We start from the raw sequence: 25107 nt of genomic DNA, 5'->3' as shown, positions 1-25107 counted from the left end.
TGGCGCGAATGTGTTGTTGAATGATTAAAAGAAAACCCGCATAAACAGGAGGATAAAACCACATTATCATATTTACGCTGGCTGGATCATTTTCTTGGTATGCTCACGGTTAATCAGATTGAGCGTGTAAATATTCGCGAAATACGCGACGCTAAGCTGAATCAAGGACGTAAACCAAGGACAGTAAATGCGTATTTAAATCAAGTTAAAACTGTTTTATTAGCTGCTAATAAATGGGGATGGCTGCCTAAAGTACCAGATATTGAGATGCTCAAGGAGCCAGAACCAAGGGAGCGATGGCTTACCGCTATGGAAAAAGAAAGATTGTTCAAGGAGCTGCCAGAGCATTTAAAACCAATTGTAACTTTTGCACTGGCGACAGGTTTTAAAAGGGCGAATGTTGCAGGCTTGAAATGGTCGCAAATTGATTTATCGCGAAGGATCGCATGGATTTTTGCTACTCAGGCAAAATCATCAAAGCCCATAGGAATTCAGCTAAATGATGAAGCCATGAGCGCAATTTTAAGCCAGCGAGGTAAGCATAAAACGAATGTCTTTACTTACAACGGTAAGCCAATTAAAAACCCTGCCGGCACCGCATGGAAAAAAGCATTAAAGCGAACCAAGATTGAAAATTATAGATTTCATGATAACCGGCATACGTGGGCAACTAATCACGCAGTACAAGGGACACCCACGCGGCAACTAACTGAGTTAGACGGCTGGTCTGGTGAAAAGATGGTAAAAAGATATGCGCGCATGAATGTATGATTGAGTTGACAAATAAAGTGCTGGAAACAGACCTGTAACTGAGCAAATCCCTAACAATCGTAAGAAAGAAAGTGCCATGACCCGCGCAAAACCCGCACAAAGATTTAGTAAATACAAAAATAGACGCTGGCGAGCGTCTAATTGTATTTACTAAACAATATGTTAACTGGTGGAGGTAAGCGGGATCGAACCGCTGACCTCTTGCATGCCATGCAAGCGCTCTACCAACTGAGCTATACCCCCACTGTGTGCAGCGAGTTACTGCTGAATAGGTTGCGCATTTTACCTGAACTACCGAATTTTGCAAGACCTGATTCAATCTTTGCTGAGAATGAGAGAAAATATGGTTTTCAACTGGTATGATTTTTGAATATAACACTTATCCCATAATAAACATGGATTGATAAAGTAGTCGCATCTGATAATTAAATTTATACTTACATGCTAACCCAGATTTTTTGTTCTCAAACAGGAAAGCGTTTATGCAGCGCAAAAAAAGACAGACTATACTTTTAATATTAACAGGCTTACTGGTATTTGCGCTGATGTGGGCAACACTTTTATTTCTGCCTAAAAGCAATACAGGCTATAGGTTAAAAGTACCGGCTGGCTACGGCATTAGCGGAGTAAGTCGTAATTTATCTGCTAATGATGTGATTTATAGCCGCTGGGTTTTTGTCGGTACTGCTTATATGCTGGGTATGGGAGATAAAATCAATCGGGGTAATTATCGCATTCCCCATTCAGCTTCCAGCTGGCAAATTTTACAAAGGCTGCGCAACGGTAAACCAGATAGTATTACGGTGCAGATTATTGAAGGCAGTACATTTGCGCAAATGCGCAGGTTAATTGATAACACACCGGATATTGAGCATATTACGAAAGACTGGCCGGACAGCAAATTGCTACAGCAGCTAAATGCTGAAAGTAATTACACTCAGGCGGAGGGGCTGTTTTTTCCGGCTACTTATGATATTAGTTCAGACAGTAGTGATTTATCTCTTTATCAGCAGGCATTTAATACGATGCAGCGACATTTACAGGCTGCATGGGAAGAGCGTCGCAGTGATTTACCCTATCAGTCTGCCTATGATTTACTAATTATGGCCAGCCTGATTGAAAAAGAAACCGGTCATGCTGAAGACAGAAACAATGTAGCAGCTGTATTTGTTAACCGGCTCAATCAGCACATGAGATTACAAACAGATCCTACTGTCATTTATGGTATGGGTTCCCGTTATAAAGGCAAGATTGGAAAAGCGGATTTACGCCGTGATACACCATACAATACTTATACTCGTTCCGGTCTGCCGCCTACTCCTATTGCTTTGCCGGGTAAAGCAGCGCTCGAAGCAGCGGCACATCCGGCCAGTAACAATTATCTTTACTTTGTAGCGCGAAATGATGGTACAGGACGCAGCCAGTTCAGCCATAATCTGAATGAACACAATGCTGCTGTTCGCCAATATATCCTGAAAAAGCATTAACCGGGTTTACTATAGATGAAAGCAAAATTTATTACTCTGGATGGAATTGACGGTGCCGGTAAATCAACTAACCTCAATACCATACGTAGCTGGTTTGAAAAACACCAGCTGCCGGTACTCTTTACCCGTGAACCCGGCGGTACGCCCATTGGTGAGGCATTACGCGAATTATTATTAAACCCGGCTACTCATGCTAATGCCCGTACTGAAACTCTGATGATATTTGCTGCACGCCAGCAGCATCTGGATGAGGTTATTAAACCGGCACTGGAAAAAGGCATACATGTAGTCAGTGATCGTTTTACCGATGCTACATTCGCCTATCAGGGAGGTGGCCGTGGTTTACCGCTGACAGATATCACTATTCTGGAAAACTGGGTGCAACAAGGTTTTCAGCCCGATTTAACTTTATTACTAGATGTACCTCTTACAGTTGCACAGCAACGTCTCAGCCAGAATAGCCATCCTGACCGCTTTGAACAACTCGATGCTGCGTTTTTTGAGCATACTCGCGCTGTCTATCTGGAACGAGCTGCGGCCACACCCCAACGCTATTCTATTATTGATAGCAGTTTGAATCTTCAGGATGTGGCACAGCAAATTAACCACGGGTTAGCACAGTTGTTTGGATTAGATTCATGATTTATCCCTGGCTTGAACCAGTATGGCAACAGATAGCCCGACACTGGCAGCAACAACCGCATGCATGGCTGCTTTATGGTCATCCGGGAATTGGTAAACGGGAATTCGCTGAATATCTGGCACAAGCATTATTATGCGAGTCTCCGGGTACTAACCATCAGCCGTGTGGTGAGTGTACATCCTGTCATTTATACAGTCAGCACAGCCATCCCGATTTTCTGCTGGTTACCCCCGAAGAAACTGATGGCGAAGGCGGAGAGCGTAAACAGCCACTGATTAAGGTGGAAACTATACGTAATGTTCTGGATTTTGCCCATCTGAGTGCTCATCGTGGCGGCAAACGTGTAGCTCTGATTTATCCGGCAGAAAATATGAACCTGCAAGCAGCCAACGCCCTGCTGAAAATTCTGGAAGAGCCGCCGCAAGGTATGGTATTTATTCTGGTAAGCCATCAGAAAGACCGTCTGTTACCAACAATTAAAAGCCGCTGCCGGCAAGTGGTGTTGACCATACCGGCGCCTGCACAGGCACTGGCTTATGCACAGCAGCAACACGGAGATAATGCAGCTGAACTGCTAGCCTTTCACGGCGGAGCCCCCTTGTTTAATGAAAACGACAGCCATACCCGGCTTCGTAACGAATTAATCGCCTTGCTGGTTAAGCCGCGTCTGATTGCTTTATTGGATTATGCCGCTACTTTTGATAAACACAAACTGGCACTGGCTACTTTTCTCGACTGGCTGGCTAAATGGTTACTTGATCTGTCACTAGCCCAGCAAAATATGCAACCCATGTATTACCCTGCATGGAGTAAAGCGTTAAATGAGATTAGCCGGCAAGCAGATACATTATCGTTGTTTGCCTTAATTGATAAAGTAAACAAACTTACCCCTTACGGTAAACATACACTCAATGTTAAAATGCAGCTGGAAGATTTATTAATTGAATATCTGAATATTTGGCAGCAAAAAAACACAAAATCTTAAAGGAAATCTATGGCTGAAGCTCCTGTTAATCTGCCGGGCAAAATGCTCAATTTAACGATACCCGACAAACCGGAACTGTATCGCAGTTACATGGCTTTTCTGCAGCATGGCGGTCTGTTTGCCCCTACCACTGATACATTTAATATGGGTGAAGAAGTATTACTGGTCGTTAACTTGCCAGAATTCAACGAAGCCAAATATTTGCGTACCACAGTAGTATGGATCAACACTGCTACCACTTCCACCGGGCAGCCACAGGGAATCGGGCTGGCATTTGGTAAAGATGAAGATAGCATTGCAGTAAAGCAGTCAATTGAAGATATTTTGCCCGGAATACTGTTAAGCGAACGCCCTACCTATACTTTGTAATCATGCTTATCGATTCACACTGTCATTTAAATATGCCTGATCTGGCAGCCAGATTGCCGCAAATACTGGACAATATGGTTCAGGCAGACATAGGTCAGGCTATTGCTATTAGTGTAGACCGTACCAGCGCTGCTGAAGTACTGGCGCTGGCAGAACAGCATACCAATCTGTTTGCCAGTGTTGGTGTTCATCCTGAAGATCAGAATTCAGTAGAAATGAGCGTGGATGAATTGGTTGCTGCTGCCCGACATCCAAAAGTAGTAGGTATTGGAGAAACCGGACTCGATTATCATTGGTGTAGCGGAGATTTGGCATGGCAGCATCAACGTTTCAGTACACATATTCAGGCATCAAATCAGACCGGCTTACCTCTGATTATCCATACACGAGAAGCTGCCAGCGATACATTGCGCCTATTGCATGAAAATCAAGCACAACAAGGTGTGATTCACTGTTTTACAGAAGATACTGCATTTGCCAAAGCTGTACTGGATTTAGGTTTTTATATTTCCTTTTCCGGAATTGTAACCTTTAAAAATGCCATACAGATACAGGAAGCCTGTCGCTATGTTCCGTTAGACCGGATACTAGTGGAAACTGATGCTCCCTATCTGGCACCTGTGCCTAAACGCGGTAAACAAAATGAACCGGCTTACGTGCGTTATACTGCCGAATTTGTAGCACAACTGCGCGGAGACAGCATCACCAGCATTGAAGAAGCTACAACGGCTAATACTTATCGGCTTTTTAATAAAATTCCGCCAGTCCGCAATTAGCCATGACACAGATTACCGTTACTGTACTTGGCTGTGGTAGCTCATCCGGTACACCGGTTATTGGGTGTGACTGTTCTGCATGTAGCAGCACAGATCCCAAAAATCGGCGTACTCGTTGCAGTGCGCATGTACAGATTGGTGAACAATACTGGCAAATTGATACTGGTGCTGATTTTTATCATCAGGCCTTACAACATAAGCTGCAGCGTATCGATGGGGTGCTTTATACTCATCCGCATGCAGACCACCTTAACGGCATTGATGATTTGCGTGCATTCTGCTACAGACAACGTGCAGCTATTCCTGTTTACGGACACCATGACACCTTGTCCAATATTCAGAACCGTTTCGATTATGCCTTTCTGGAGCAGAATAACCATTGGAACCGGCCGGTATTACGTGCATATGAACTGCCATTGAATCAAGGTAAGAATAGCGTTCTGACTATTGAAGGTGTACCTGTATGGCACTTTGGTGTCCCGCATGGTAGTTGGACAACCAGTGCCTTTCGTATTGGCAACATCGCCTGGTTTACCGATCTTAACCATATAGATGAATCTATATTTCCGTACTTAAACGGGCTGGATTATCTCTTTCTCGATTGCCTGATGGATACCCCATATCCAAGTCATCTGAGTACCGAACAAGCTTTTACTTATGCTAAGCGTATCAATGCCAGACAAACTTACTTTATTCATATGACTCATAGTCAGGAATATCACGCACTCAAACATCGCTGCCCCAAAAACTGCGCACCGGCTTATGATGGTTTAATTGTAAGCAGCTATTATTAATATACTTTTATCATAAATATCTTAACATTACTAATAATAAATTTTTACTATATTTTAATTATAAAAATCATCAATTTAAATTTTGAAAAATAAATCAAAATTACAATTCTGCTTGCTCATCATAATCATCCAATACCCCATCATTCATTCTGTCTAAATGCTTTTGTTTACTTAGTTCTTTCAGTTTACTATAAGAAATATAACTACAAATTTCAGATAAAGGGGCTTTCTCTAAAAGAGAAAAAACCGGTCTGAGTATTTCCTGAAAAACTTTTTCCTGTCTGTAATCGGGTGCAACAATATGTAATTTAATATTCATATTCGGTTGCAGTGCAAGTAAATCGGCCATTCTTAATAAACCCGAATAAACTGAAGTCGTATGCTCTACTTCGAATGCCCGAACAATTGAACGCCCTTTTAACCAAATAACATCTATTTGCTCAATCGTACTTATTGTCGCTTCATCATAATTAAGCGGTAATCTGTCCAATAAAGCTTCGGTACCTTTGTTCCATTCTTTTAAGACTCTGCTGCGATCAGCCTTAGGTAACCAAATTCGATGTCCCATACAAGCTCCTATCTGAGCCAGTAATGCCTGCATTTTAATTGATTCACGAACATCATTATTTTGACTGCCTTCATTATCATCTATAGATTCATCATTTTCAGGCACAGAAACCTGAACGACCTTATCTACACGATTCACAGTATGTTTTTTTAAGTTTTTCAACTCTTTTTCATCTAAAGGATAAGGAAAAGGATTATTAGCCTGCATCGATAGCATCTCTGCCAATAACTCTCCGTCTTTATCATTAAGTTTATTTAAACTGTTTCGCAGAATACCGGTCCAGATACTACTATTTTTAGGATATGACTGAGTAAAAGAAAGATGCTGCCAGATTTTATCGTCACGAATTGGGATTGAATCAGGTAAGGATAACCATACTTTTGGTCGTACATGAAAACACAAAACATGCTGATCGTCTGTTTCTACAAAATCAGGTTTAATAGCCCTAAACGGTTCGTTATCTAGTATTTCAAGTAAACCACACCAGCGAGAGATGCGGGTAACATAACAAACTAAAATATCTCCGGCTTTAACCCGTTTCGCAACCTCTTTATGTCGTTCATAAAAACCATCAATCGTTCGATCTGATTGAGTAAAAGCCTGATATGTTTCCGGAGTAAAAATTTCGGTGTAGTAAGCCATAGACCGCATCCTGTCCACATTTAATTATGATAACTATTATTGTCTATATCAGAATCACAAAAATTAATGACAGCTCTGAATAAAACTAAGTAAAACAATTATTTTTAATAATTACTGATTCAGATACAGAGTTATACACAATTTACTAAAATAAATTTCTCTATTAACTATATTATCCAAAAATAAAAAATATTTATACAAAAAATTATTAAAAAATTAACAATAGCATTAGTTCATTTTAATCATTATCCGGATAAATATAAGATTGTATTAACTTAAATAATGTGTTGTTTGTTCTAATATCTGCTGTAATGTTTCTGCGCTCAACCCTAATGCACGTATACATAAAGCACAATCGGCCGCCTGAGTAATCCCCCACAGATATTGATTATTTTCTAACGGCCAGTCTGGCTGTAGTGCAGAATAGATTTCGTTAACCAGTTGCCGGATTTCGTTTTTGCTGGCAGCGGTATTGACATAGTAAAGACAAGCCTGATGGGTATATTGCTCCATCTGTCCCAGTACATTCAATGGCTGCTGATGCGGCTGCCAGTATATATTGTCATTAAGCAATGTCTGCTGCCGGTAATCAATATTAATGCGTGAAGACAGATAACGAAAATCCCAGCTTTCCTGATTAAGCACGCGACCGCAGGCTATGATTTCACCTAGAATGAGCTGACAGTTATCTGACAGAATAATGTGCATGGTTTGTGTTAAAGCTGCATCACGATGCAATACCAAAGGATGAGGCAGATAGCATAGCCGGCTGTGTTCATGCAAGCAGATACGGGTATGCTGCTGTGCTTCCGTAGCAGCCGGCATGGATTGCACACGGGTAAATGCCTGAGTAAACAAATACAATTGGGTTTGCTCAGCCAGTTCTATGCCAATATCGATACTATCCCCTGCCAGTAATCCCGGTGATGAACTCATCTGTATCGCCGGCAAAGCCTGCGACCATACCGGTGATATCATTTGCGGTAAAGGCAGAATTTTCAGCGGTGGTGTATAAAAGCAACTGGCAAAGGTAGTCTGTCCGTGCCGGTTTAGCTGAGTAGATAGATGTAAGCGGCTGTGCATTAACGTATCAGACCGGCTGGTTCGTCTGTGTTCTCAAGTAAGGCGTATTTTTTAATCCATTTGATTACAGTGTTAATACCTTCCTCTGCCATCAGATTGGTAAATACAAATGGCTGCCCTTTTCGCATACGCTGTGCATCATGCTGCATCACTTCAAGGCTGGCACCTACATACGGCGCTAAATCAGTTTTATTGATAACCAGCAAATCAGAACGGGTAATACCCGGTCCGCCTTTGCGCGGAATTTTTTCTCCCTGCGCCACATCAATAACAAACAGCGTAACATCAGCCAGATCAGGGCTGAAAGTAGCTGAAAGATTATCACCACCACTTTCGATAAATACTATCTGAATATCTGGAAAGCGTGCTGTCATTTCATCTACTGCTTCCAGATTCATACTGGCATCTTCACGAATGGCAGTATGCGGACAGCCACCGGTTTCTACGCCCATAATTCGTTCTGGTGGCAACAGGCTGTTTTTGGTCAGAAATTCAGCATCTTCCTGCGTATAGATATCATTGGTAATCACCGCAATACTATATTCCTGAACCATATGACGGGTAAGTTTTTCAATCAGTGCAGTTTTACCGGAACCTACCGGACCGGCAACGCCGATTTTAATGTATTCACGCATGGTGTTCCTTCTGCACCATTCCGTTTACTCGGTCTGATACAGTATTTCACGACTAACTCAGCTGCTTCTATTCAGACAGAACAGCTTGTTTATTAAACAATCAGTTCAGAAGCCATTTCTGTCTGAACTGATTTTATCCGGGTATTGTTATCAGCCTGCAAACAGCATACCGAAACCAATCAGACCAATCACGCTGCCGGTAAACCGCAACACCCACTGATGTTTACTCATTACTGTACCCAGTGCAAATCCGATGGCATGCAAAGCCGCCGTTGCAATAATGAAGCCACAGGCATAACTGAATGCACCATGTGAGCCCATTTCGGCACCATGTGCAATACCATGAAACAAAGCAAACAGGCCAACCAGCAGCATAGCGGCACCAGCCGGTACTTTTTTCAGCCAGGCCGCAGCCAGCCCCAATACCAGTACGGAAACGGCAATCCCCTGCTCCAGCATTGGTATTCGGATATCCTGTGCTCCCATCACAAATCCGGCAGTCATCACACTGACAAAAGTAACGGGAATCAGCCAGCGTGCTTTACCCTGAAAAGTTGCCGCCCATAAACCCACTGCTACCATAGCCAGCAGATGATCCCAGCCACTGAGCGGATGCTGAACACCTGCCATCCAGCCTTCCGTAAGGTGTCCGGGATGGGCAAAGGCAAATACCGGGGTTAATAATAATAAAGCAAATATTTTTTTCATATTTTCCTCCAGTGTTGAGACATTAACTCATATACAAACGGCTATACAAACGTTCGTGCTGCATTGCCCGAATGTCCGTTGCCAGTGTTGTAGCGCCAAGTTGCTGTTGTTGCGGTTGCATACTTGCAATAACTATATGAGCTATTACTGCATGCAATTCAATTAACATTTCCTGTCCGGCCATCTGGCTCAGCGGTATCAGCTTAACCCCGTTGGTAATTAAACCTATTACGGCATTGTAATAAAATGCCTGCAATGCTGCCGCTTTATCCAGTTGCAGAGACGCAGCAAGTAATCCAAATACCAGCGGGTAAAACCCGCGTACCTGTTGTGCTGCTAAAGCAGCCTGATAGGAAGCCACTATTGCTGAGCTGGTATGTGGTACAAAAATTTTCAGCAGGCGTGTGCCAAGCTTATAACTGCTTTCCCGTAATTCACGTGCGATTTTTGTCGCCCCTATCTGCCTGTCCAGAGATATCAGGACATTCAGATTATGTTCAGTAGCGGCAGTATAAGCCAGAGACATGTAAGCACCATCATTATGTAACCAGTTTTGCTTTAGCTGTGTTTCAGCAAATGCTTTCAGTGTAACAGCATCATAAATAATGCCCTGCTGAACAAAAGTCTCCAGCCCTCCGGAATGGTTAAAACCACCGATTGGCAGCGTCGGGTCGGCCAGTTGCAGCAATAATCCTGCACGTGTCAGTGTTTCAATATCAATTTTTCGGTCTGAGCCGGACATATAGTGCAATTCATTAATGATGGTGATGACCGGTTATATCATGGCTATGGCTGTGTCCTGCGCCGATACCCGGCGCTGAATTAGCCCGCAACTGTTCACTTAATCTTCGTTGCTGACGTGTCGGTGCAAATCCGGCAGCCTGCAGCCACTCAAATAAAGGTTTATCAAACGGCAACAGTAATTCATTACCATCCAGAAACAATGGTGTGTGTTTATTGCCGATTTCATAGCAGGCACGTGCCATTTCCGGCAAAGTTTGCGGAGCAAGTACCATGACTTCACTTGGCTCGATTTGCACTGCAATGACCAGCTGTTTATCCAGATAAACCACATCATCATGATGCAGTCGCTGCCCCTCTTTCAGCAGGCGAAAAGCAATTTCGCACCCGCTGGCAGTTGTAGTACGGATAATGCGCCGGTCTGCTTCAAACCATTGCAGGCAGACAGTATCCAGCATCTGAGTAGTAATCTGCTTTTCCTGTTTAAGAGTTTGCAGATTGCCGATAATGGTTTGGACAATTAGATTCATTTGTGGTTTTATAAAAAATATTATTGCATATTAAAACAGAAAATATCGCTGCGCCAAAGCCACTTTATTTACTGGTTTACAGGTAATATGTTCGCCATTCACTTGCACTTCATAAGTTTCCGGATTTACGTTGATTTCCGGCATAGCATTATTGTGAATCAGGTCTTTTTTACCGATTGCACGGCAATTATGTACAGGCAGAGTCTGTTTAGATAAACCGTATTTTTTGCGAATATCATTATCCAACCCTGCCTGAGAGACAAATAACACGGCAGTATCCTGAACAGCACGCCCCAGCGCGCCAAACATCGGCCGGTAAATAACTGGCTGCGGTGTCGGAATGGAGGCATTTGGATCACCCATACGTGCATAACTAATGCTGCCGCCCTTGATAATAATTTCCGGCTTAACACCAAAAAATGCTGGTTTCCACAGAACCAAATCGGCAATTTTACCTGTTTCAATTGAGCCGACATAGTCACTGATGCCCTGAGCAATAGCCGGATTAATGGTGTATTTCGCCAGATATCGCTTAATACGGAAATTGTCATTCGCACCTGTTTCTTCGGCCAGACGTCCGCGCTGCTGTTTCATTTTATCGGCAGTTTGCCATGTTCGCAGAATGACTTCTGCCACTCTGCCCATAGCCTGCGAATCTGAACTCATAATCGAAAATACACCCATATCATGCAAAATATCTTCGGCAGCAATGGTTTCGGGACGAATACGTGAATCAGCGAACGCCACATCTTCTGCTACACTTTTATCCAGATGATGGCACACCATCAGCATATCTAGATGTTCGTCTATGGTATTAACTGTAAACGGACGGGTAGGATTGGTGGAAGCCGGTAATACATTCGGATACATCGCAGCCTTAATAATATCCGGAGCATGTCCGCCGCCTGCACCTTCGGTATGAAAGGTATGGATTACACGGCCATTAATTGCCCGCATGGTATCTTCAAGAAAACCGCCTTCATTCAGCGTATCAGTATGAATTGCCACCTGTACGTCCATCTCATCTGCCACCCGTAATGATGCATCGATGACAGCGGCTGTAGCACCCCAGTCTTCATGGATTTTTAACCCCAGTGCTCCGGCATTTATCTGTTCACGCAGCGGCTCCAGAGTGCCACAGTTACCTTTACCGAAAAAACCAAGGTTAACCGGCGCTTGTTCAGCAGCCTGTAACATTTTCTGAATATGCCATGCGCCCGGTGTGACTGTGGTGGCATTGGTACCATCAGCCGGACCGGTACCACCGCCAATCATGGTAGTAATACCCGATTCGATGGCATGAGTAATCTGTTGAGGAGAAATAAAGTGAATATGGGTATCAATCCCGCCTGCGGTCGCGATCAGGTTGGCGCCATTATGCACTTCGGTAGCAGCACCAATAATCATCCTGGGGTGCACTCCATCCATTGTATCCGGATTACCTGACTGACCTACAGCAACAATTTTGCCGTCACGAATACCAATATCAGCTTTTACAATGCCCCAATAGTCCAGTATCAGTACATTAGTGATAACCATATCAAGCACATTTTCATTACTGCGCGTTGCTGTAGCAGACTGTGCCATTCCGTCCCGGATGGATTTACCACCACCGAATTTTCCTTCGTCACCATATGTAAGCAAATCACGCTCTACTTCTACAAATAATTCGGTATCACCCAAACGTACTTTATCGCCTACTGTTGGTCCGTAAGTAGCAACATATTGCCGGCGGGAAATTTTCAGGCTCATAGCTGGTTTCTCTGTCTAAATAATTTGTATCGATTTTCGGTAAGTTATTTTTGCTATTAATCAGAATATATATCAATCTGTTATTGCTCAGACGGATAAATTATTCACTGTTTACGCTGCCATTTATGGCATTATGAAAACCAAATATTTTTTTGTACCCGCCAAATTCCGTCAGTTCAACCGTTTTCGATTCTCCGGGTTCAAACCGGACTGCGTTACCGGAAGGAACATTCAGACGCATGCCGCGTGTCTGTTCCCGCTCAAACTCAAGTGCCGGATTGGTTTCATAAAAATGATAGTGGGAACCCACTTGTATCGGACGGTCACCACGATTAATGACAACAATGGTCATTGTACGGCGGTTCTGATTGGCCATAATGTCATCTGCGGCCAGAATATATTCTCCCGGAATCATGCTGTTTCTCCTGAATTTGTTTTGAGCAGATATTATTTGCTGTTTAATAATAATTCGCCTGCAGCTAATCTCAGAATAACTGACGTTTATTTCAGCGGATAGGCTGATGTACGGTAACCAGCTTTGTCCCGTCCGGAAAAGTAGCTTCAATCTGGACTTCATCTACCATATCGGCAACACCTTCCATAACATCAGCAGTGGTGAGCAGTGTTGCTCCGTACTGCATAAGTTCGGCCACGCTCATACCGTCCCGTGCAGCTTCTTGTAGCTGGCTGCTGATATAAGCTATCGCTTCCGGATAGTTTAGTTTTACTCCCCGCGCCCGGCGTTTGGCCGCAAGTTCTCCTGCCAGAAACAGCATCAGTTTTTCCTGTTCACGACTGGTTAAGTGCATAGTTTCTCTCTGTAAATTATTGGATTGATGAATTAATTTTATATGACTTTATTATATATCTTAGATAGATTTATCTATCTTTGTAATATTGATAAATTTTATAAATGATCAGACTTAGAAAAATAATTAAAAATATTCTTCCTAAGATGGAGCCAGTTTTATAGGTGGTACTATTTTCATCCACATTCGCAAAAGCATTTGTTATAGGAATAGTAAATATGGCACTTGACCATAAAAAATGTTTTATGTATTTCATAATCTGATTAAATTTGAGTTAAAAAATTAGCTTTCAAAATGCTTATTTAAACTTAAATTTATTAAACAAATGTTATAAAAACATAATAAACTTAAATAAAACAGTTTGTACAGTTAAATCGTAAATCCTTATATAAAATTGCCTGTTCTGATTACTTATACCGTAACAGAAGCAGGCATTTTAAAATATTTAATTTTTAAGTCTTTTAACTTGCTTTACACTGATTAAATCACCCCCTGAGCTTTAATCCGCGGCTGACTATCCAGCTTATTCAAAGCAGACAAATAAGCTTTGGCACTGGCGACGAGAATATCGGTATCAGCTCCCTGGCCATTAACTATATAGCCTTCGCGTGATAAACGCACGGTTACTTCACCTTGACTTTCAGGGCCAGCAGTAATCGCATTTACCGAATAAAGCTGTAAATCGGCAGAACTGTTAACTTTAGACTCAATGGCTTTGAATACCGCATCTATCGGTCCTGAACCATGACCGCTGGCCCGTTTTTCGTTTCCGTCCAGATTAAAAACAATTTCTGCTACCGGCTCTTCTCCGGTTTCACTGTGAATACTCAGAGATACATATTTGTAACGATCCGGTGCACGGCTAACCAGCTCATCTGAAACCAGCGCATGCAAGTCTTCATCAAAAATTTCACGTTTTTTATCTGCCAGCTCTTTAAAGCGGGCAAAGGCTGCATTCAGTGCTTCTTCACTATCCAGCTCGATACCCAGCTCCTGTAATTTAGTCCGGAAAGCATTACGACCGGAAAGTTTACCCAGTGTAAGCCGGTTTGTACTCCAGCCAACTGATTCAGCAGACATAATTTCATAAGTTTCGCGGCATTTCAGCACTCCATCCTGATGAATACCGGACTCATGGGCGAAAGCATTTGCGCCTACAATGGCTTTATTTGGCTGGACAGGATAACCGGTAACTGTAGAAACCATTTTTGAGGTAGGAACAATTTGTGTGGTATCAATATTGGTTTCCAGACCAAAAATGTCGTGACGGGTCTTCAGTGCCATTACTACTTCTTCCAGACTGGCATTACCTGCCCGTTCACCCAGACCATTAATAGTACACTCTACCTGTCGTGCACCACCACTTACTGCGGCCAGTGAGTTTCCTACGGCCAGCCCCAGATCATTATGACAGTGTGCCGACCAGATAACCTTATCACTGCCGGGTGTTTTCTGAATCAATTCACGGAAAAATGCTTCAGTCTGAAAAGGAATGGCATAACCCACTGTATCCGGAATATTGATGGTAGTAGCACCTGCTTCAATAACTGCCTGACAAATCTCGGCAAGAAAATTGATATCACTGCGCAATGCATCTTCGCAGGAAAATTCCACATCATCAGTATATTCACGTGCAATTTTTACTGCTTTAACTGCGGTTTCTTTAACCTGTTGCGGTTTCATGCGCAGTTTATGTTCCATATGCAACGGGCTGGTAGCAATAAAAGTATGAATGCGTTTGCGCTTTGCCGGTGCAATGGCTTCGCCGGCCTTACGTACATCTCGTTCATTAGCTCGTGACAGTGAACATACCGTGGCATTCTGAATAATTTCGGCAATACTGTGAATAGCATCGAAATCACCCGGACTGGCAGCAGCAAATCCTGCCTCAATGACATCTACACCTAACTTCTCCAACTGGCGTGCGATGCGGATTTTTTCTTCTTTGGTCATGGCTGCACCCGGCGACTGTTCTCCATCGCGCAGAGTGGTGTCAAATATAATGACTCGATTATTGGTACTGGTCATTCTTGGTCTCTCCAAGGTAGTGTTATTGTGTTGCATAAATGCATTGATATCCAGCGGCTTATTTTGTTTCTCAGCCATCAGAATAATTTTTTGTAACTGATTTAATGGTAATGAACCACGCTTACGCCATTTATAAATAGCAGCTGTAGAAGCAGCATTATCCGGATAATGTTGTTTGAGTGCTTCTGCCAAAGCATTGACGCCACCAAAATAGGCAATTAAGCGGTCTATATTCAATTGCATAACTGACCTTTTGTCCAATTTACTCATTTTATTGTGCTACAATATATTCCGTTAAGCTAATATACGTAAAATTAGACATTAAAGCAAGTTAAATTTCTATTTTTCTTAATAGAATAATTTTATTTAGACATTTTAGACAAAAGAGAGATAATTATTTTTGAGTTTATACTTGTGATAAAAAACCGCCGGTTTATCTTTTACTCAGATAAATGGCGGTTGTATGGCAAACAGCTGTGATTTTAATTTGCCAGATCCCCTTTCAGAGCAACACCTGCAACCACTCCGCCGGCATGACACTCATATTCTTTTGTACTAGCCATACTGTTTTTCTTATAATAGCTGACAATATTGGTTACTTTACTGGCATTATGTGCAACGGCCTGTTCCTGTAGCTGTTTTACAGCAGATAGAAATGCCCAACGGCAGGCTTCTTCATCTGTTTTGCCTACACTATTGGTTTTACGGTTGCTAACCAGACCGGCACGCACTACCCGTCCGGAACTCTGAGCAAAATAAACTTTTATTTTCGGATTCAATACCTGTGCAGCTTCCGGTGCATTAATTGCATCCTGAATAGACAAAAGCAATTTATCATCACGTGCATAAGCAGCAGACACACAAGCCAGCAATGCTGCCAGCGTTATTACTTTAGAAAACTTTTTCATTCCTTACTCCTTTTAATTAATGAAGTGTACTACATGATGAATCAAGATTGTCTGATTTTGCTTGCATCATCCGAAGTCTCCGGACAATATAGTAACCTGAAACTGGATCAGGCAGACAAACAGCGTTTACAGAAAAATCCGCATTTAGCTCAGCATACCGACTGGCAAAGCAGCCGGTTTTTGAAACAGCAGCTTTCAGCTTTCTATAAACGGCTTTCTCTAACACATAAGAAAGGTTATGCCGGTTTAATCGCCTGTTCTTCAATACAGCATATTCCGGGTATTGATATGGAGTATGCACAGGAACGTGATTTTATATCACTGGCAAAGCTCTGCTGTACAGATAACGAACAGAAATGGCTATCTGAACAGCAGAATCTATCTTGCTCTTTCTACCAGTTATGGACACTTAAAGAAGCATTGATTAAAGTCAGACACGGTCAGTTATCTGATATGCACCAATATAATTTAATACCTGACGGATATGATGGAATTTATATTCCGGCATTGGATAATCCGGTTCAGGCATACAGCTGTATTGTTGATAATTGCTGGCATATCAGTGTAGTCTATCCTGCTGTCTGCTCTGCATCCCCGTTAAATTGTACTTATGGATTTGGTCGCTGGCATAACTACAAATTTAACTGGCATCAATGGCCCGTTAGCTCATCCGTTTAAATATCAGAGATGAATTTACCCCTCCGAAAGCAAAATTATTATTCATAACAAACTCTGTATCAATTTTGCGGGCTTCGTTGACAACATAATCCAGCTCACCGCACCGGCTATCAATCTGATTAAGATTCAAAGTTGGTGCAAACCAGCCTTCATTCATCATGTGAATTGAAAACCATGATTCCAGTGCACCGCAGGCGCCAAGAGTATGTCCAAGATAACTTTTTTGCGAACTGATCGGCACGTATCCGAATACATCCGCCGTAGCAAGAGTTTCCGCAATATCTCCCTGTTCAGTTGCTGTACCGTGACCATTAATATAACCAACCTCAGCAGCCGGCAGATGCGCATCTTCAAGTGCCATCTGCATACAACGGCGCATTGTCGTACGTTCCGGTCGGGTGATGTGCGAGCCATCACTAGTACAGGCAAATCCCACAACTTCAGCATAAATTCTGGCTCCGCGTGCTTTAGCCATTTCGTACTCTTCCAGCACCAGAATACCTGCACCTTCACCAATAACCAGACCATCACGATCAGCATCATAAGGACTTGGTGATAGCTCCGGAGTCTCATTACGCAAACTTGTTGCATATAACGAATCAAACACGAAAGCTTCAGAAACACATAATTCCTCACCACCTCCGGCCAGCATCATATCAATTTTGCCAGATTTAATTGCTTCATAAGCATAACCAATTGCCTGATTACCTGAAGCACAGGCACTGGATGTAGGAATCACCCTTCCGGTCAGACCAAAGAAAATTGACAGATTAGCAGCCGTAGTATGCGGCATTATACGTACGTAGGTATTGGCATTAAAATTTGCAGAGCTGCCATTAAGAACAAGTTCGCTGATGTCGCGAATATCCTGCGGACTACCTGTAGACGAACCACATGCTACGCCCATCCGCCCGTCCTTAATAGACTCATCTCCGAGCAGTCCTGCATCTGCCAGTGCATTTTCAGCAGCCTGTGTACACATCTGGGCTACTTTTCCCATACTGCGCAGTTGTTTGCGCGTCCAGTGTGCAGGAGGAGAATAGTCTGTCACCGGCGCAGCCAGTCTGGTATTTAAATCCTGATACCGATCCCAGCTTTCCATACGGACTACTTTATTTTTATAAGCCAGCAAACCGCTTTTAACTGTAGACCAGTCATTTCCCAGCGCGCTGACACCGCTCATGCCTGTAATCACAACACGTCTCAACATAAACCTCCGTTTACAGCCAGCACCTGCCGGGTAATGTAAGCAGCCTGTTCTGATACCAGAAAAGCTACTGCATGGGCTACTTCCTCTGCCCGTCCCATACGATTCATAGGTATAGCCTTCAGAATCTCAGCAACAGGTACATGTTCATCAATCATTTCTGTTTCGATCAGCCCGGGCGCTACACAATTAACAGTAATTTTGCGTCTGGCCAGCTCAACTGCCAGTGCCTTGGCTGCCCCAATCATACCGGCTTTGGATGCACTGTAATTTACCTGCCCCCGATTACCTATTATTCCGGAAACAGAAGCAACGCAAACAATACGCCCGGCTTTCCGCCGGCGTATCATGGGCATCATCAGCGGATGCAGTACATTGAAAAAACCATCCAGATTGGTATCCAGCACCTGATCCCAGTCATCGTTACTTAGTGCCGGAAAAGCGTTATCACGAGTAATACCAGCATTCAGTACCACACCATAATAAGCACCATGCTGTTCTATATCATTTAGTAAAACTTCCTGACAGGCTTGCCGGTCACTGATATCAAAAGTCAGTATGCGGCTGTGAGAGCCAAATGCCGCTATTTCAGCAGCTACTTTTTCAGCATCAGCACGCCGGCTGCGACAATGCAGTACAATATCCCAGCCAGCCTGAGCCAGCGTCAGTGCAATTGCTCTGCCAATTCCACGCGCGGAACCGGTAACCAGAATAGTTTTATCATTATTCATCATGTATTAGATCATTTTCAGTAGGACTGTATACATTAAGTGCTGCTTCCGCCAGCAACTGATTCGGATTTCTGGCTTCATCACACAACCATAACTGGCTGTCAAAAACGCCAAAGCCGTTTGTATCCTGTAAAGAAGCATGAATTTTAATCTGCAAAATAACGGGTACTGGTAATGCTGAAAAATAAAGTTGAAGCTTTCTTGTTCCCAGTAAAAAACCCAGTCGCACCGGTTCACCGGCGTCATGAGCTAATGCTCCGGCCCATGCTGCTACGCCCTGCGCCATGATTTCCATTGCTGCCCATGAATGAAGACATTCTCCCTTTACCAGGATCTGATCTGGTTTTACGTATGCATAGGCTGTTAAGCTATGTTCATCATAATTTACAATTTCATCCAGTAGCACCATTTTGCCACTATGCGGCAGCAGGGAAGCCACATCATAAATCGGGGTTTGCATTATTGCTCCCCATAATCAGTGCGGTATTATTACCACCAAAAGCAAATGAAGTACTTAATGCTATGCGCGGACTATCAGCATTGAATGCTTCTTGAAATTGTGTCAGATGAATGAATGCTAATTCGGGATCAAGATTTGTTTTTGCCCGATGCGGGGGTAATTTACCATCAGGATTAATTTGGCGACTGATTACTGTCCATAAAAAAGCTGCTTCGAGTGCACCTGCTGCCCCAAGTGTATGACCAGTAAGTGCTTTAGTTGAAGCACAGGATACTTCCTCACCCAATTCGTTATGAATAGCCAGCGCTTCCATAGCATCATTCTGAGTAGTGCCAGTACCATGCAGATTAACCCAGCCAATAGCACTGGCCGGCAACTGTGCTTTATGTAAAGCCTGCTGAATTACTTTTCTGGCTCCTTCTGCATCAGGTCGCGGACTGGACATATGATAGGCATCACTGCTTGAACCATATCCTAATAGAGGCAGACCTCTGGACGGATTCCGGGTCATTACAAATACAGCTGCTGCTTCACCAATATTGATACCATCACGCATGGCGGTAAATGGCTGACATTGCCCGGAAGATAATACCTGTAATGCATGAAAACCATTAATAGTCAGCGCTGAAAGAGTATCTACTCCGCCACAAATTACAGCGTCGCACATACCAGTACGCAATAACCGTGCCGCACTTATGAGTGCTCGTGCTCCTGAAGTACAGGCAGTTGATATACCATAGCGGACATTACGCAGCTGATACATCTCAGCCACAAAATCTGCCGGTGAAGACATTAACTGCAAGGTCTGATTATAACCACTGTTTGCCCAGTCCTGCCGCGTAAAACCATACTCAATAGCGGCCCTGTTATCATCACTGCCAGTTGTCGATGTACCGAGTACAACTGCTACCCGATCGGTCCCATATTCAGTAATGGCAGCCTGAATGTCATCTTCAATCTGTAAAAGTGCGTGCCAGAGCAACTGATTATTACGACTACAGAAATTCGGATTCAATCCGGCCGGAAAAGGTCTTAATGCTGTCTGGACTGATCCGAATAAATATGATTTACCGTTTACCCAGAAATCGCTACGGGTAAGATAGCTGTCTGCTTCACCCAGCAAAGCACTTATATGCTCATGCACACCATAGCCAAGAGCACTGACCATAGCAGGACGACTTAGAAAAACCGGTTTATTCATCAGTCACCTCCCGGATTTTCCAATGCTGTTTATGCCATTCTATTTCTGCAGCCATACCATCTGTACCAGAAGAAACTCTTACATCATTCAGTTCAGCAGGTACAGACCAGTGATACTGATGACCAAGATAAACATAGGCAGCAGTAAATAGCTGACGTGCTTTGGGATTAGGAGGTAAAAAACCGTCATTATGCCATTTTCCCTGTTGCAGAATCTGTCTGGATATCGGCGCACCTAAACCATCAACCTGTACAAACCGCCATTGCTGCTCCGACAACGGTTCTATTAACAGCAAACTGTTACTGCCATCTTTATCTGTAACCTGCAAAGTGAGCGTTTGCTTCAATACCGGTAACGAATCAATCACAGGTAAACTTTGACAGGCGCTCAGACAAAACAACATCATCAGCCAAATAACAAAATTCTTTAACATATTTTGGCTTGACCACAAATTTCTGCCAGAACAGCCAGACGACGTTCTGAATTGATAACATAAGGGTTGGTTTCATCCCATGCATAGCCGGCAAGAATAGAGCTTATCATACGTCTGATTTCAGGATTTATTTTTTCAGCATATATAACATCCTGAAAAGCTGTGCTATACCAGCCATTGACATAAGTCTTAAAGGTGTTAATACCTATCTGTAATTTATCAGCAAAATCCTGCTGCCAGTTTACTGTTTCTCCGGAAAACTGCCGGTGCAACACATCTGTAGCCAGTTTGGCCGAATGCATGGCAATCGTTACGCCGGATGAAAAAACCGGATCAAGAAATTCTGAAGCATTTCCTAATAAAGCAAAGCGTTTTCCATACAGACTTTTAACGTTAGCAGAATAATTGCGTAAGGTCCGGAATGGTACATCGTTGTGCCATTGTGCATTGACCAGAATGCGTCTAAGCATTGGCACTTCACTGACAAATTTTTGTAAAATAGCCTCCGCTCCCTCTGCTCCATGATTGTTCAGACATTCCGGCAGGCCGACCACACCAATAGAGGTACGATTGTTACTGAACGGAATAAACCAGAACCACACATCACGTAAATCAGGATGGGTACATATCAGAATTTTGTTACGGTCAAATACCGGATCTGTAACATTATCATCAATATGAGTAAAATAAGCCATGCGTTCAGGCAAGAAAGACGGCTGTTCCAGATCAAGCAATTTTGCCAATACCCGTCCGTATCCGCTGGCATCCAGCACAAATTGCGTCCGAATCTGATAAGGCATTCCCTGTGTATCCGTTACTGACAGAACAGCAGCATCCTCCTCAAACTCAATCCCGTTAACACTATGCTCAAAACGAACTTCTACGCCCTGTTTCTGTGCTTCACTAATAAGAATATGATCAAAACGCCCCCGCATTACCTGAAAGGTAGTACCCGGACCCGGTGAAAATTTATCGGTAAAATCTATAGTGGTATAGCGATTACCCCAGCTAAATGCCGCACCATTTTTAAACTGGAAACCATCGTCAACACCTGCATTTACTGCTTCCAGCATTCCGGCCTCTGCAATAAATTCCATGCAATGAGGTAACAGGCTTTCACCAATCACAAACCGGGGAAAAACTTGTTTTTCAAGTACACAAACCCGATAACCTTTTTTATTTAATAAAGCACCGGCAATAGCTCCGGACGGACCTGCACCAATTATTACTACATCAAACTGACTCATTACACCTCCCCCTGTTATCGGCTCCGGGCAACAAGGCCAGAGCCAGTATCATGCTAAAAAATACCCCAAGAGCAACACTGCGACCAAAACTGGCAATAGCCGGAGTTGCGCTGAAACCAAGAATAGCAAACGAAATCATTGTTGTTGTCGCAGCCAGCAATACACCGGCCAGACGTTCGGCTACTGCCATCTGTTTGACGGAAACATAGATTGCATAATCCATACCTATTGCCGTTACCAGAAACAGACCAAAAATAGCAAATAAAGACAATGGCCAGCCTGCATAAGCAAATACAGCCAGACAGGCTAATGAAGACAGAACAGGTACAGCCAGCATTAAAAGTCCTTTACGCCAGCCAAAAGCATAAGCCAGCAATACGATGGCCACCAGATAAGAAGCTATCTTCAAAGCAATTGCCTGATTTCGCGTATGTGTAAATAACTGATTTAATGCCTGTAAATTATTAACAAAATAAATACCGTTATTTTTATCGGCCAGCTTCTGTAAAGCAGTAACCTGACTTACTCCTGACAAACTGACAATAGCCGCAACTTTTCCGTTACTCATTTTGCCCAGATACAAATCCTGCCATGCGGTTCCCAGTTCATTATCAAGACTTTGGGAAATTGTTTGCAAAGGTAGTTTTTGTAAACCAGTCAGATAATCCCGGATACTGTGATCATCTATGCCCAAATTAACTAAATCACGCCAGTTATCTGTATTGCTTGACAGACGACTTACATCCTGCTGGCGCTGCTTTTGGATGCTAAGCGGCATAACCCACTGATCAAGAGACTGAAAACCAGATAATTGTTTTTGTATAACCAAATCCTGTAATGATTTGCCCAGAGTACGACTTTTCAGTAACAATTCATCATCATTATCTGCCTGTAATACAAAATACTGTCCGGACGGCATCGTCTGAGTAAGTAAACCGATTTTTTGTGCCTGTGCCATCCATTGTGGTGACAGATTGGCCCACTGGCGGATATCATCCTGAGTGTTCAGCCGCAATAAGCCTCCGCCAATAAGCAGCAGAATCAGTAATACCGGCCATTTTTTCTGTACCATAATCTGCCTCTTGCGGACGATAAATTTACCGAAAGACAACATGGCACTCAAAGCCTGAGGATAGATATATGCCTGAGTAGTAGAAAAAAATGCAGGTAAACAAAGTAAGCTGAATAAAAATGCACTAATCAGCGCAGCAGCAGAAAATATCGCCGTCTGCTGCAATATCGGCAAAGGTGTAATCAGTAAAGCCGCATAACCCAGTAAAGTAATAATCAAACTTAATAAAAAGGCTTTAGCTGCAATATGTAAAGCCTGCCAGCGATTCCATTGCTGCTGAATCACGCCACTGGCCAGCCAGTGCAAAGGAAAATCCAGCAATACACCCATCAAACTGGTTCCCACTACCAGAGTGAGAATATGGATATGTCCGAAGAGCATTACGGTAGCTGCCAGACCAAATAAGATGCCTACTGCCAGAGGAAGTAATAAATATAAAATACGCAGACTGCGGAAAAGCAACAACAGCAGCAGAAAAGTTAAACCCATACCCAGTATACTCATATACTGGCTTTCCTTCTCTCCGGTGGCTTTATTTTCTGCGGCAAAAATAGCACCACCAGCCATCAGTACCTGCACATCCTGAGATGCCTGAGTATCATGAATTACTTTAAGAAGACCATCTGGTACATTAATCAGTCCGGCTTTTTCCGGTAAACGCGCCCGTAGTAAAACCCATGTAGTATCACCATCATCTATATTCAGCCAGCCCGTCTGAAAATTATAATAAACAGGTCCGTCCTGACTGGCCTGATGCATAATGATGTTACCCAGTCCGAGCCAGTCCTGATCAACAGGCAATATGCTACGCTCAGCAAACGGATTAACGAGTGTTTGCGCCTGTCTGGCAAAAGCTTCTTCAGGCTGATTGATAATATTGCGCCAGCTTTGTTCTGAAACGACAGCCAGGCTCAGTCGTTGCATACTGGCCTGCAAAGCAGCAATATCTGGCTCAAGTTTACCTGTAACAGACTGGAATATATGACTATCCTGCCATTTTTGCTGAATCATCTGTGCCGCCTCAACCGCCTTATCAGGCGATTTACTGCCCACTAAAACCACAATATCACGGTTCATGCGCTGATTCATGCGCATTTTAGCCATTTGCTGTGCCTGTGTATTCTGCCCGTCATCAGGCAACAGGCTGGTTAAATCAGTATCCAGACGATTCTGTTGCAGAAAGCTATAAAATAACGCTACCGCCACAAAAAATATCAGCAGTAAATAAAGACCAGCCCAGACGCGTTTACGGTAAAACGGCATTTTGCTCAAACCTGTTCAGGGCTGTATTAATTTTCAAAGCGGAAAATGTAATTTCTGTACGATCGCCCTGCACTTCAGACAGTACAATTTTTTTCACCGACTCATCACCCTGAATATCAATTCTGGTGAAAATTTGTTTCATCAATACACTTTTCGGCTGTAATTGTAATTTCCAGTTTTGAGCAGTACCTTGCAACTGCATAGTAAACTGGCTTTGTATGCTATTGGTTTGCCCGGCAAGCAGATCCAGAAAAAGCTTTACCTGATTTTTTTGCGCACTGGCTGATTGTTTGCTGGCAATCCATTTATTATTGGCGTTTAGCTGATCAATACCTGATTTACGCACCCTCATGGTATCTGCAAAAGGTTTTTTCATCTGCCATAATAAGCCGGCTTTTGGTACCAGTACAAACTGTCCCTGTGCAATAATGGGTTTATTGGTACCGCGCAAAAAACGCTGCTGCGTGAAATCACCTTTTATATTTTGCGGCCGTTGCAATTGATTTTGTAGCTCAGTTAAATCAAAAGCCCATAACAATCCACTAAACAGGCAACACCAGCAAATAAATAAAATTTTTCTCAACAT

The 25107-nt window shown here is 43.1% G+C and carries 27 protein-coding genes and 1 tRNA gene; 8 read left to right on the top strand and 20 right to left on the bottom strand.

The genetic code is table 11. From position 1 onward, the window contains the following. The first annotated feature begins 99 nt into the window (after positions 1–99). A complete protein-coding gene (locus GYX91_RS02105) occupies positions 100–771 on the top strand; it encodes a site-specific integrase (protein ID WP_174829821.1) in 672 nt (223 codons plus the stop codon). A 167-nt stretch (positions 772–938) separates the two neighbouring features. On the opposite strand, the gene GYX91_RS02100 is transcribed toward GYX91_RS02105, so the two are convergent. Next, positions 939–1014: transfer RNA gene (locus tag GYX91_RS02100), tRNA-Ala, on the bottom strand. A 239-nt stretch (positions 1015–1253) separates the two neighbouring features. On the opposite strand from GYX91_RS02100, the gene mltG reads away from it, so the two are divergent. From mltG to GYX91_RS02070, 6 genes are read left to right on the top strand one after another with little or no spacing between them, the layout of a single operon-like run. Beyond that, positions 1254–2258 carry an endolytic transglycosylase MltG gene (gene mltG / locus GYX91_RS02095; protein ID WP_084551354.1) on the top strand — a complete coding sequence of 335 codons (1005 nt, stop codon included), beginning with the start codon at positions 1254–1256 and terminating at the stop codon, positions 2256–2258. Between the two features lie 15 nt (positions 2259–2273). Continuing rightward, positions 2274–2900 (top strand): dTMP kinase, encoded by a 627-nt coding sequence (gene tmk, locus GYX91_RS02090; RefSeq protein ID WP_174829820.1) that lies wholly within the window; start codon positions 2274–2276, stop codon positions 2898–2900. Continuing rightward, positions 2897–3886 carry a DNA polymerase III subunit delta' gene (holB, locus tag GYX91_RS02085; protein ID WP_174829819.1) on the top strand — a complete coding sequence of 330 codons (990 nt, stop codon included), beginning with the start codon at positions 2897–2899 and terminating at the stop codon, positions 3884–3886. The genes tmk and holB overlap by 4 nt, the downstream gene beginning before the upstream one ends. A gap of 9 nt (positions 3887–3895) precedes the next feature. Beyond that, positions 3896–4255 (top strand): PilZ domain-containing protein, encoded by a 360-nt coding sequence (locus GYX91_RS02080; RefSeq protein ID WP_025330085.1) that lies wholly within the window; start codon positions 3896–3898, stop codon positions 4253–4255. A gap of 2 nt (positions 4256–4257) precedes the next feature. After that, positions 4258–5031 carry a TatD family hydrolase gene (locus tag GYX91_RS02075; protein ID WP_194240741.1) on the top strand — a complete coding sequence of 258 codons (774 nt, stop codon included), beginning with the start codon at positions 4258–4260 and terminating at the stop codon, positions 5029–5031. 2 nt (positions 5032–5033) lie between these two features. Beyond that, positions 5034–5825: an MBL fold metallo-hydrolase gene (locus GYX91_RS02070; RefSeq protein ID WP_174829818.1), complete on the top strand. Its 792-nt coding sequence runs from the start codon at positions 5034–5036 to the stop codon at positions 5823–5825. Between the two features lie 100 nt (positions 5826–5925). Here the strand turns inward: GYX91_RS02070 and GYX91_RS02065 are convergent, their stop codons facing one another. From GYX91_RS02065 to GYX91_RS02015, 11 genes are all read right to left on the bottom strand, one after another. Further along, positions 5926–7035: a hypothetical protein gene (locus GYX91_RS02065; protein ID WP_084551349.1), complete on the bottom strand. Its 1110-nt coding sequence runs from the start codon at positions 7033–7035 to the stop codon at positions 5926–5928. Positions 7036–7305: 270 nt separating this feature from the next. Continuing rightward, positions 7306–8118 (bottom strand): urease accessory protein UreD, encoded by an 813-nt coding sequence (locus GYX91_RS02060; protein WP_174829817.1) that lies wholly within the window; start codon positions 8116–8118, stop codon positions 7306–7308. Continuing rightward, positions 8118–8753, bottom strand: coding sequence for an urease accessory protein UreG (gene ureG, locus GYX91_RS02055; protein ID WP_025330080.1), 636 nt, complete (start codon positions 8751–8753; stop codon positions 8118–8120). Before ureG ends, GYX91_RS02060 begins: the two co-directional genes overlap by 1 nt. 150 nt (positions 8754–8903) lie before the next feature. Then, positions 8904–9461 carry a HupE/UreJ family protein gene (locus tag GYX91_RS02050; RefSeq protein WP_174829816.1) on the bottom strand — a complete coding sequence of 186 codons (558 nt, stop codon included), beginning with the start codon at positions 9459–9461 and terminating at the stop codon, positions 8904–8906. Positions 9462–9483: 22 nt separating this feature from the next. Then, complete coding sequence (locus tag GYX91_RS02045) at positions 9484–10203, bottom strand: urease accessory protein UreF (protein WP_038648660.1); 720 nt, start codon at positions 10201–10203, stop codon at positions 9484–9486. A 13-nt stretch (positions 10204–10216) separates the two neighbouring features. Next, positions 10217–10732, bottom strand: coding sequence for an urease accessory protein UreE (gene ureE, locus GYX91_RS02040; protein ID WP_174829815.1), 516 nt, complete (start codon positions 10730–10732; stop codon positions 10217–10219). Between the two features lie 30 nt (positions 10733–10762). After that, the gene (ureC, locus tag GYX91_RS02035; RefSeq protein ID WP_174829814.1) at positions 10763–12484 is read right to left on the bottom strand and encodes an urease subunit alpha; all 1722 of its coding nucleotides are present in this window, start codon (positions 12482–12484) and stop codon (positions 10763–10765) included. Positions 12485–12584: 100 nt separating this feature from the next. Further along, positions 12585–12899, bottom strand: a complete 315-nt coding sequence (locus GYX91_RS02030; RefSeq protein WP_174829813.1) for an urease subunit beta — start codon at positions 12897–12899, stop codon at positions 12585–12587. Between the two features lie 91 nt (positions 12900–12990). Next, positions 12991–13293 (bottom strand): urease subunit gamma, encoded by a 303-nt coding sequence (gene ureA / locus GYX91_RS02025; RefSeq protein WP_025330073.1) that lies wholly within the window; start codon positions 13291–13293, stop codon positions 12991–12993. Positions 13294–13773: 480 nt separating this feature from the next. Beyond that, on the bottom strand, positions 13774–15564 hold the full coding sequence (locus tag GYX91_RS02020) for a 2-isopropylmalate synthase (RefSeq protein ID WP_025330072.1): 1791 nt from the start codon (positions 15562–15564) through the stop codon (positions 13774–13776). Positions 15565–15803: 239 nt separating this feature from the next. Next, the gene (locus GYX91_RS02015; RefSeq protein WP_025330071.1) at positions 15804–16229 is read right to left on the bottom strand and encodes a hypothetical protein; all 426 of its coding nucleotides are present in this window, start codon (positions 16227–16229) and stop codon (positions 15804–15806) included. Positions 16230–16262: 33 nt separating this feature from the next. On the opposite strand from GYX91_RS02015, the gene GYX91_RS02010 reads away from it, so the two are divergent. Beyond that, positions 16263–16907 (top strand): 4'-phosphopantetheinyl transferase superfamily protein, encoded by a 645-nt coding sequence (locus GYX91_RS02010; protein WP_084553265.1) that lies wholly within the window; start codon positions 16263–16265, stop codon positions 16905–16907. On the opposite strand, the gene GYX91_RS02005 is transcribed toward GYX91_RS02010, so the two are convergent. Genes GYX91_RS02005 through GYX91_RS01970 form a run of 8 tightly spaced genes read right to left on the bottom strand, consistent with a single transcriptional unit; the run spans position 16891 to position 25107 of the window. After that, positions 16891–18117 (bottom strand): beta-ketoacyl-ACP synthase, encoded by a 1227-nt coding sequence (locus GYX91_RS02005; RefSeq protein ID WP_084553267.1) that lies wholly within the window; start codon positions 18115–18117, stop codon positions 16891–16893. The two genes, GYX91_RS02010 and GYX91_RS02005, sit on opposite strands and share 17 nt — an antisense overlap. Then, positions 18111–18845, bottom strand: a complete 735-nt coding sequence (gene fabG, locus GYX91_RS02000) for a 3-oxoacyl-ACP reductase FabG (RefSeq protein WP_025330068.1) — start codon at positions 18843–18845, stop codon at positions 18111–18113. The genes GYX91_RS02005 and fabG overlap by 7 nt, the downstream gene beginning before the upstream one ends. Then, the gene (locus GYX91_RS01995; protein WP_084564751.1) at positions 18838–19305 is read right to left on the bottom strand and encodes a hypothetical protein; all 468 of its coding nucleotides are present in this window, start codon (positions 19303–19305) and stop codon (positions 18838–18840) included. Before GYX91_RS01995 ends, fabG begins: the two co-directional genes overlap by 8 nt. After that, positions 19286–20506: a beta-ketoacyl-ACP synthase gene (locus tag GYX91_RS01990; protein WP_174829812.1), complete on the bottom strand. Its 1221-nt coding sequence runs from the start codon at positions 20504–20506 to the stop codon at positions 19286–19288. Before GYX91_RS01990 ends, GYX91_RS01995 begins: the two co-directional genes overlap by 20 nt. Further along, positions 20499–20939 carry a hypothetical protein gene (locus tag GYX91_RS01985; RefSeq protein WP_025330065.1) on the bottom strand — a complete coding sequence of 147 codons (441 nt, stop codon included), beginning with the start codon at positions 20937–20939 and terminating at the stop codon, positions 20499–20501. Before GYX91_RS01985 ends, GYX91_RS01990 begins: the two co-directional genes overlap by 8 nt. Next, positions 20933–22186 carry an NAD(P)/FAD-dependent oxidoreductase gene (locus tag GYX91_RS01980; protein ID WP_084551340.1) on the bottom strand — a complete coding sequence of 418 codons (1254 nt, stop codon included), beginning with the start codon at positions 22184–22186 and terminating at the stop codon, positions 20933–20935. The genes GYX91_RS01985 and GYX91_RS01980 overlap by 7 nt, the downstream gene beginning before the upstream one ends. Beyond that, positions 22173–24521 (bottom strand): MMPL family transporter, encoded by a 2349-nt coding sequence (locus GYX91_RS01975; protein WP_110413907.1) that lies wholly within the window; start codon positions 24519–24521, stop codon positions 22173–22175. Before GYX91_RS01975 ends, GYX91_RS01980 begins: the two co-directional genes overlap by 14 nt. Continuing rightward, entirely contained in the window at positions 24505–25107 is a 603-nt protein-coding gene (locus GYX91_RS01970) for an outer membrane lipoprotein carrier protein LolA (RefSeq protein WP_078474300.1), read from the bottom strand. Before GYX91_RS01970 ends, GYX91_RS01975 begins: the two co-directional genes overlap by 17 nt.

Source organism: Snodgrassella sp. ESL0304 (assembly GCF_013344995.1).
Lineage (GTDB): Bacteria > Pseudomonadota > Gammaproteobacteria > Burkholderiales > Neisseriaceae > Snodgrassella > Snodgrassella alvi.
This window is presented reverse-complemented; position numbering and strand designations above follow the sequence as displayed.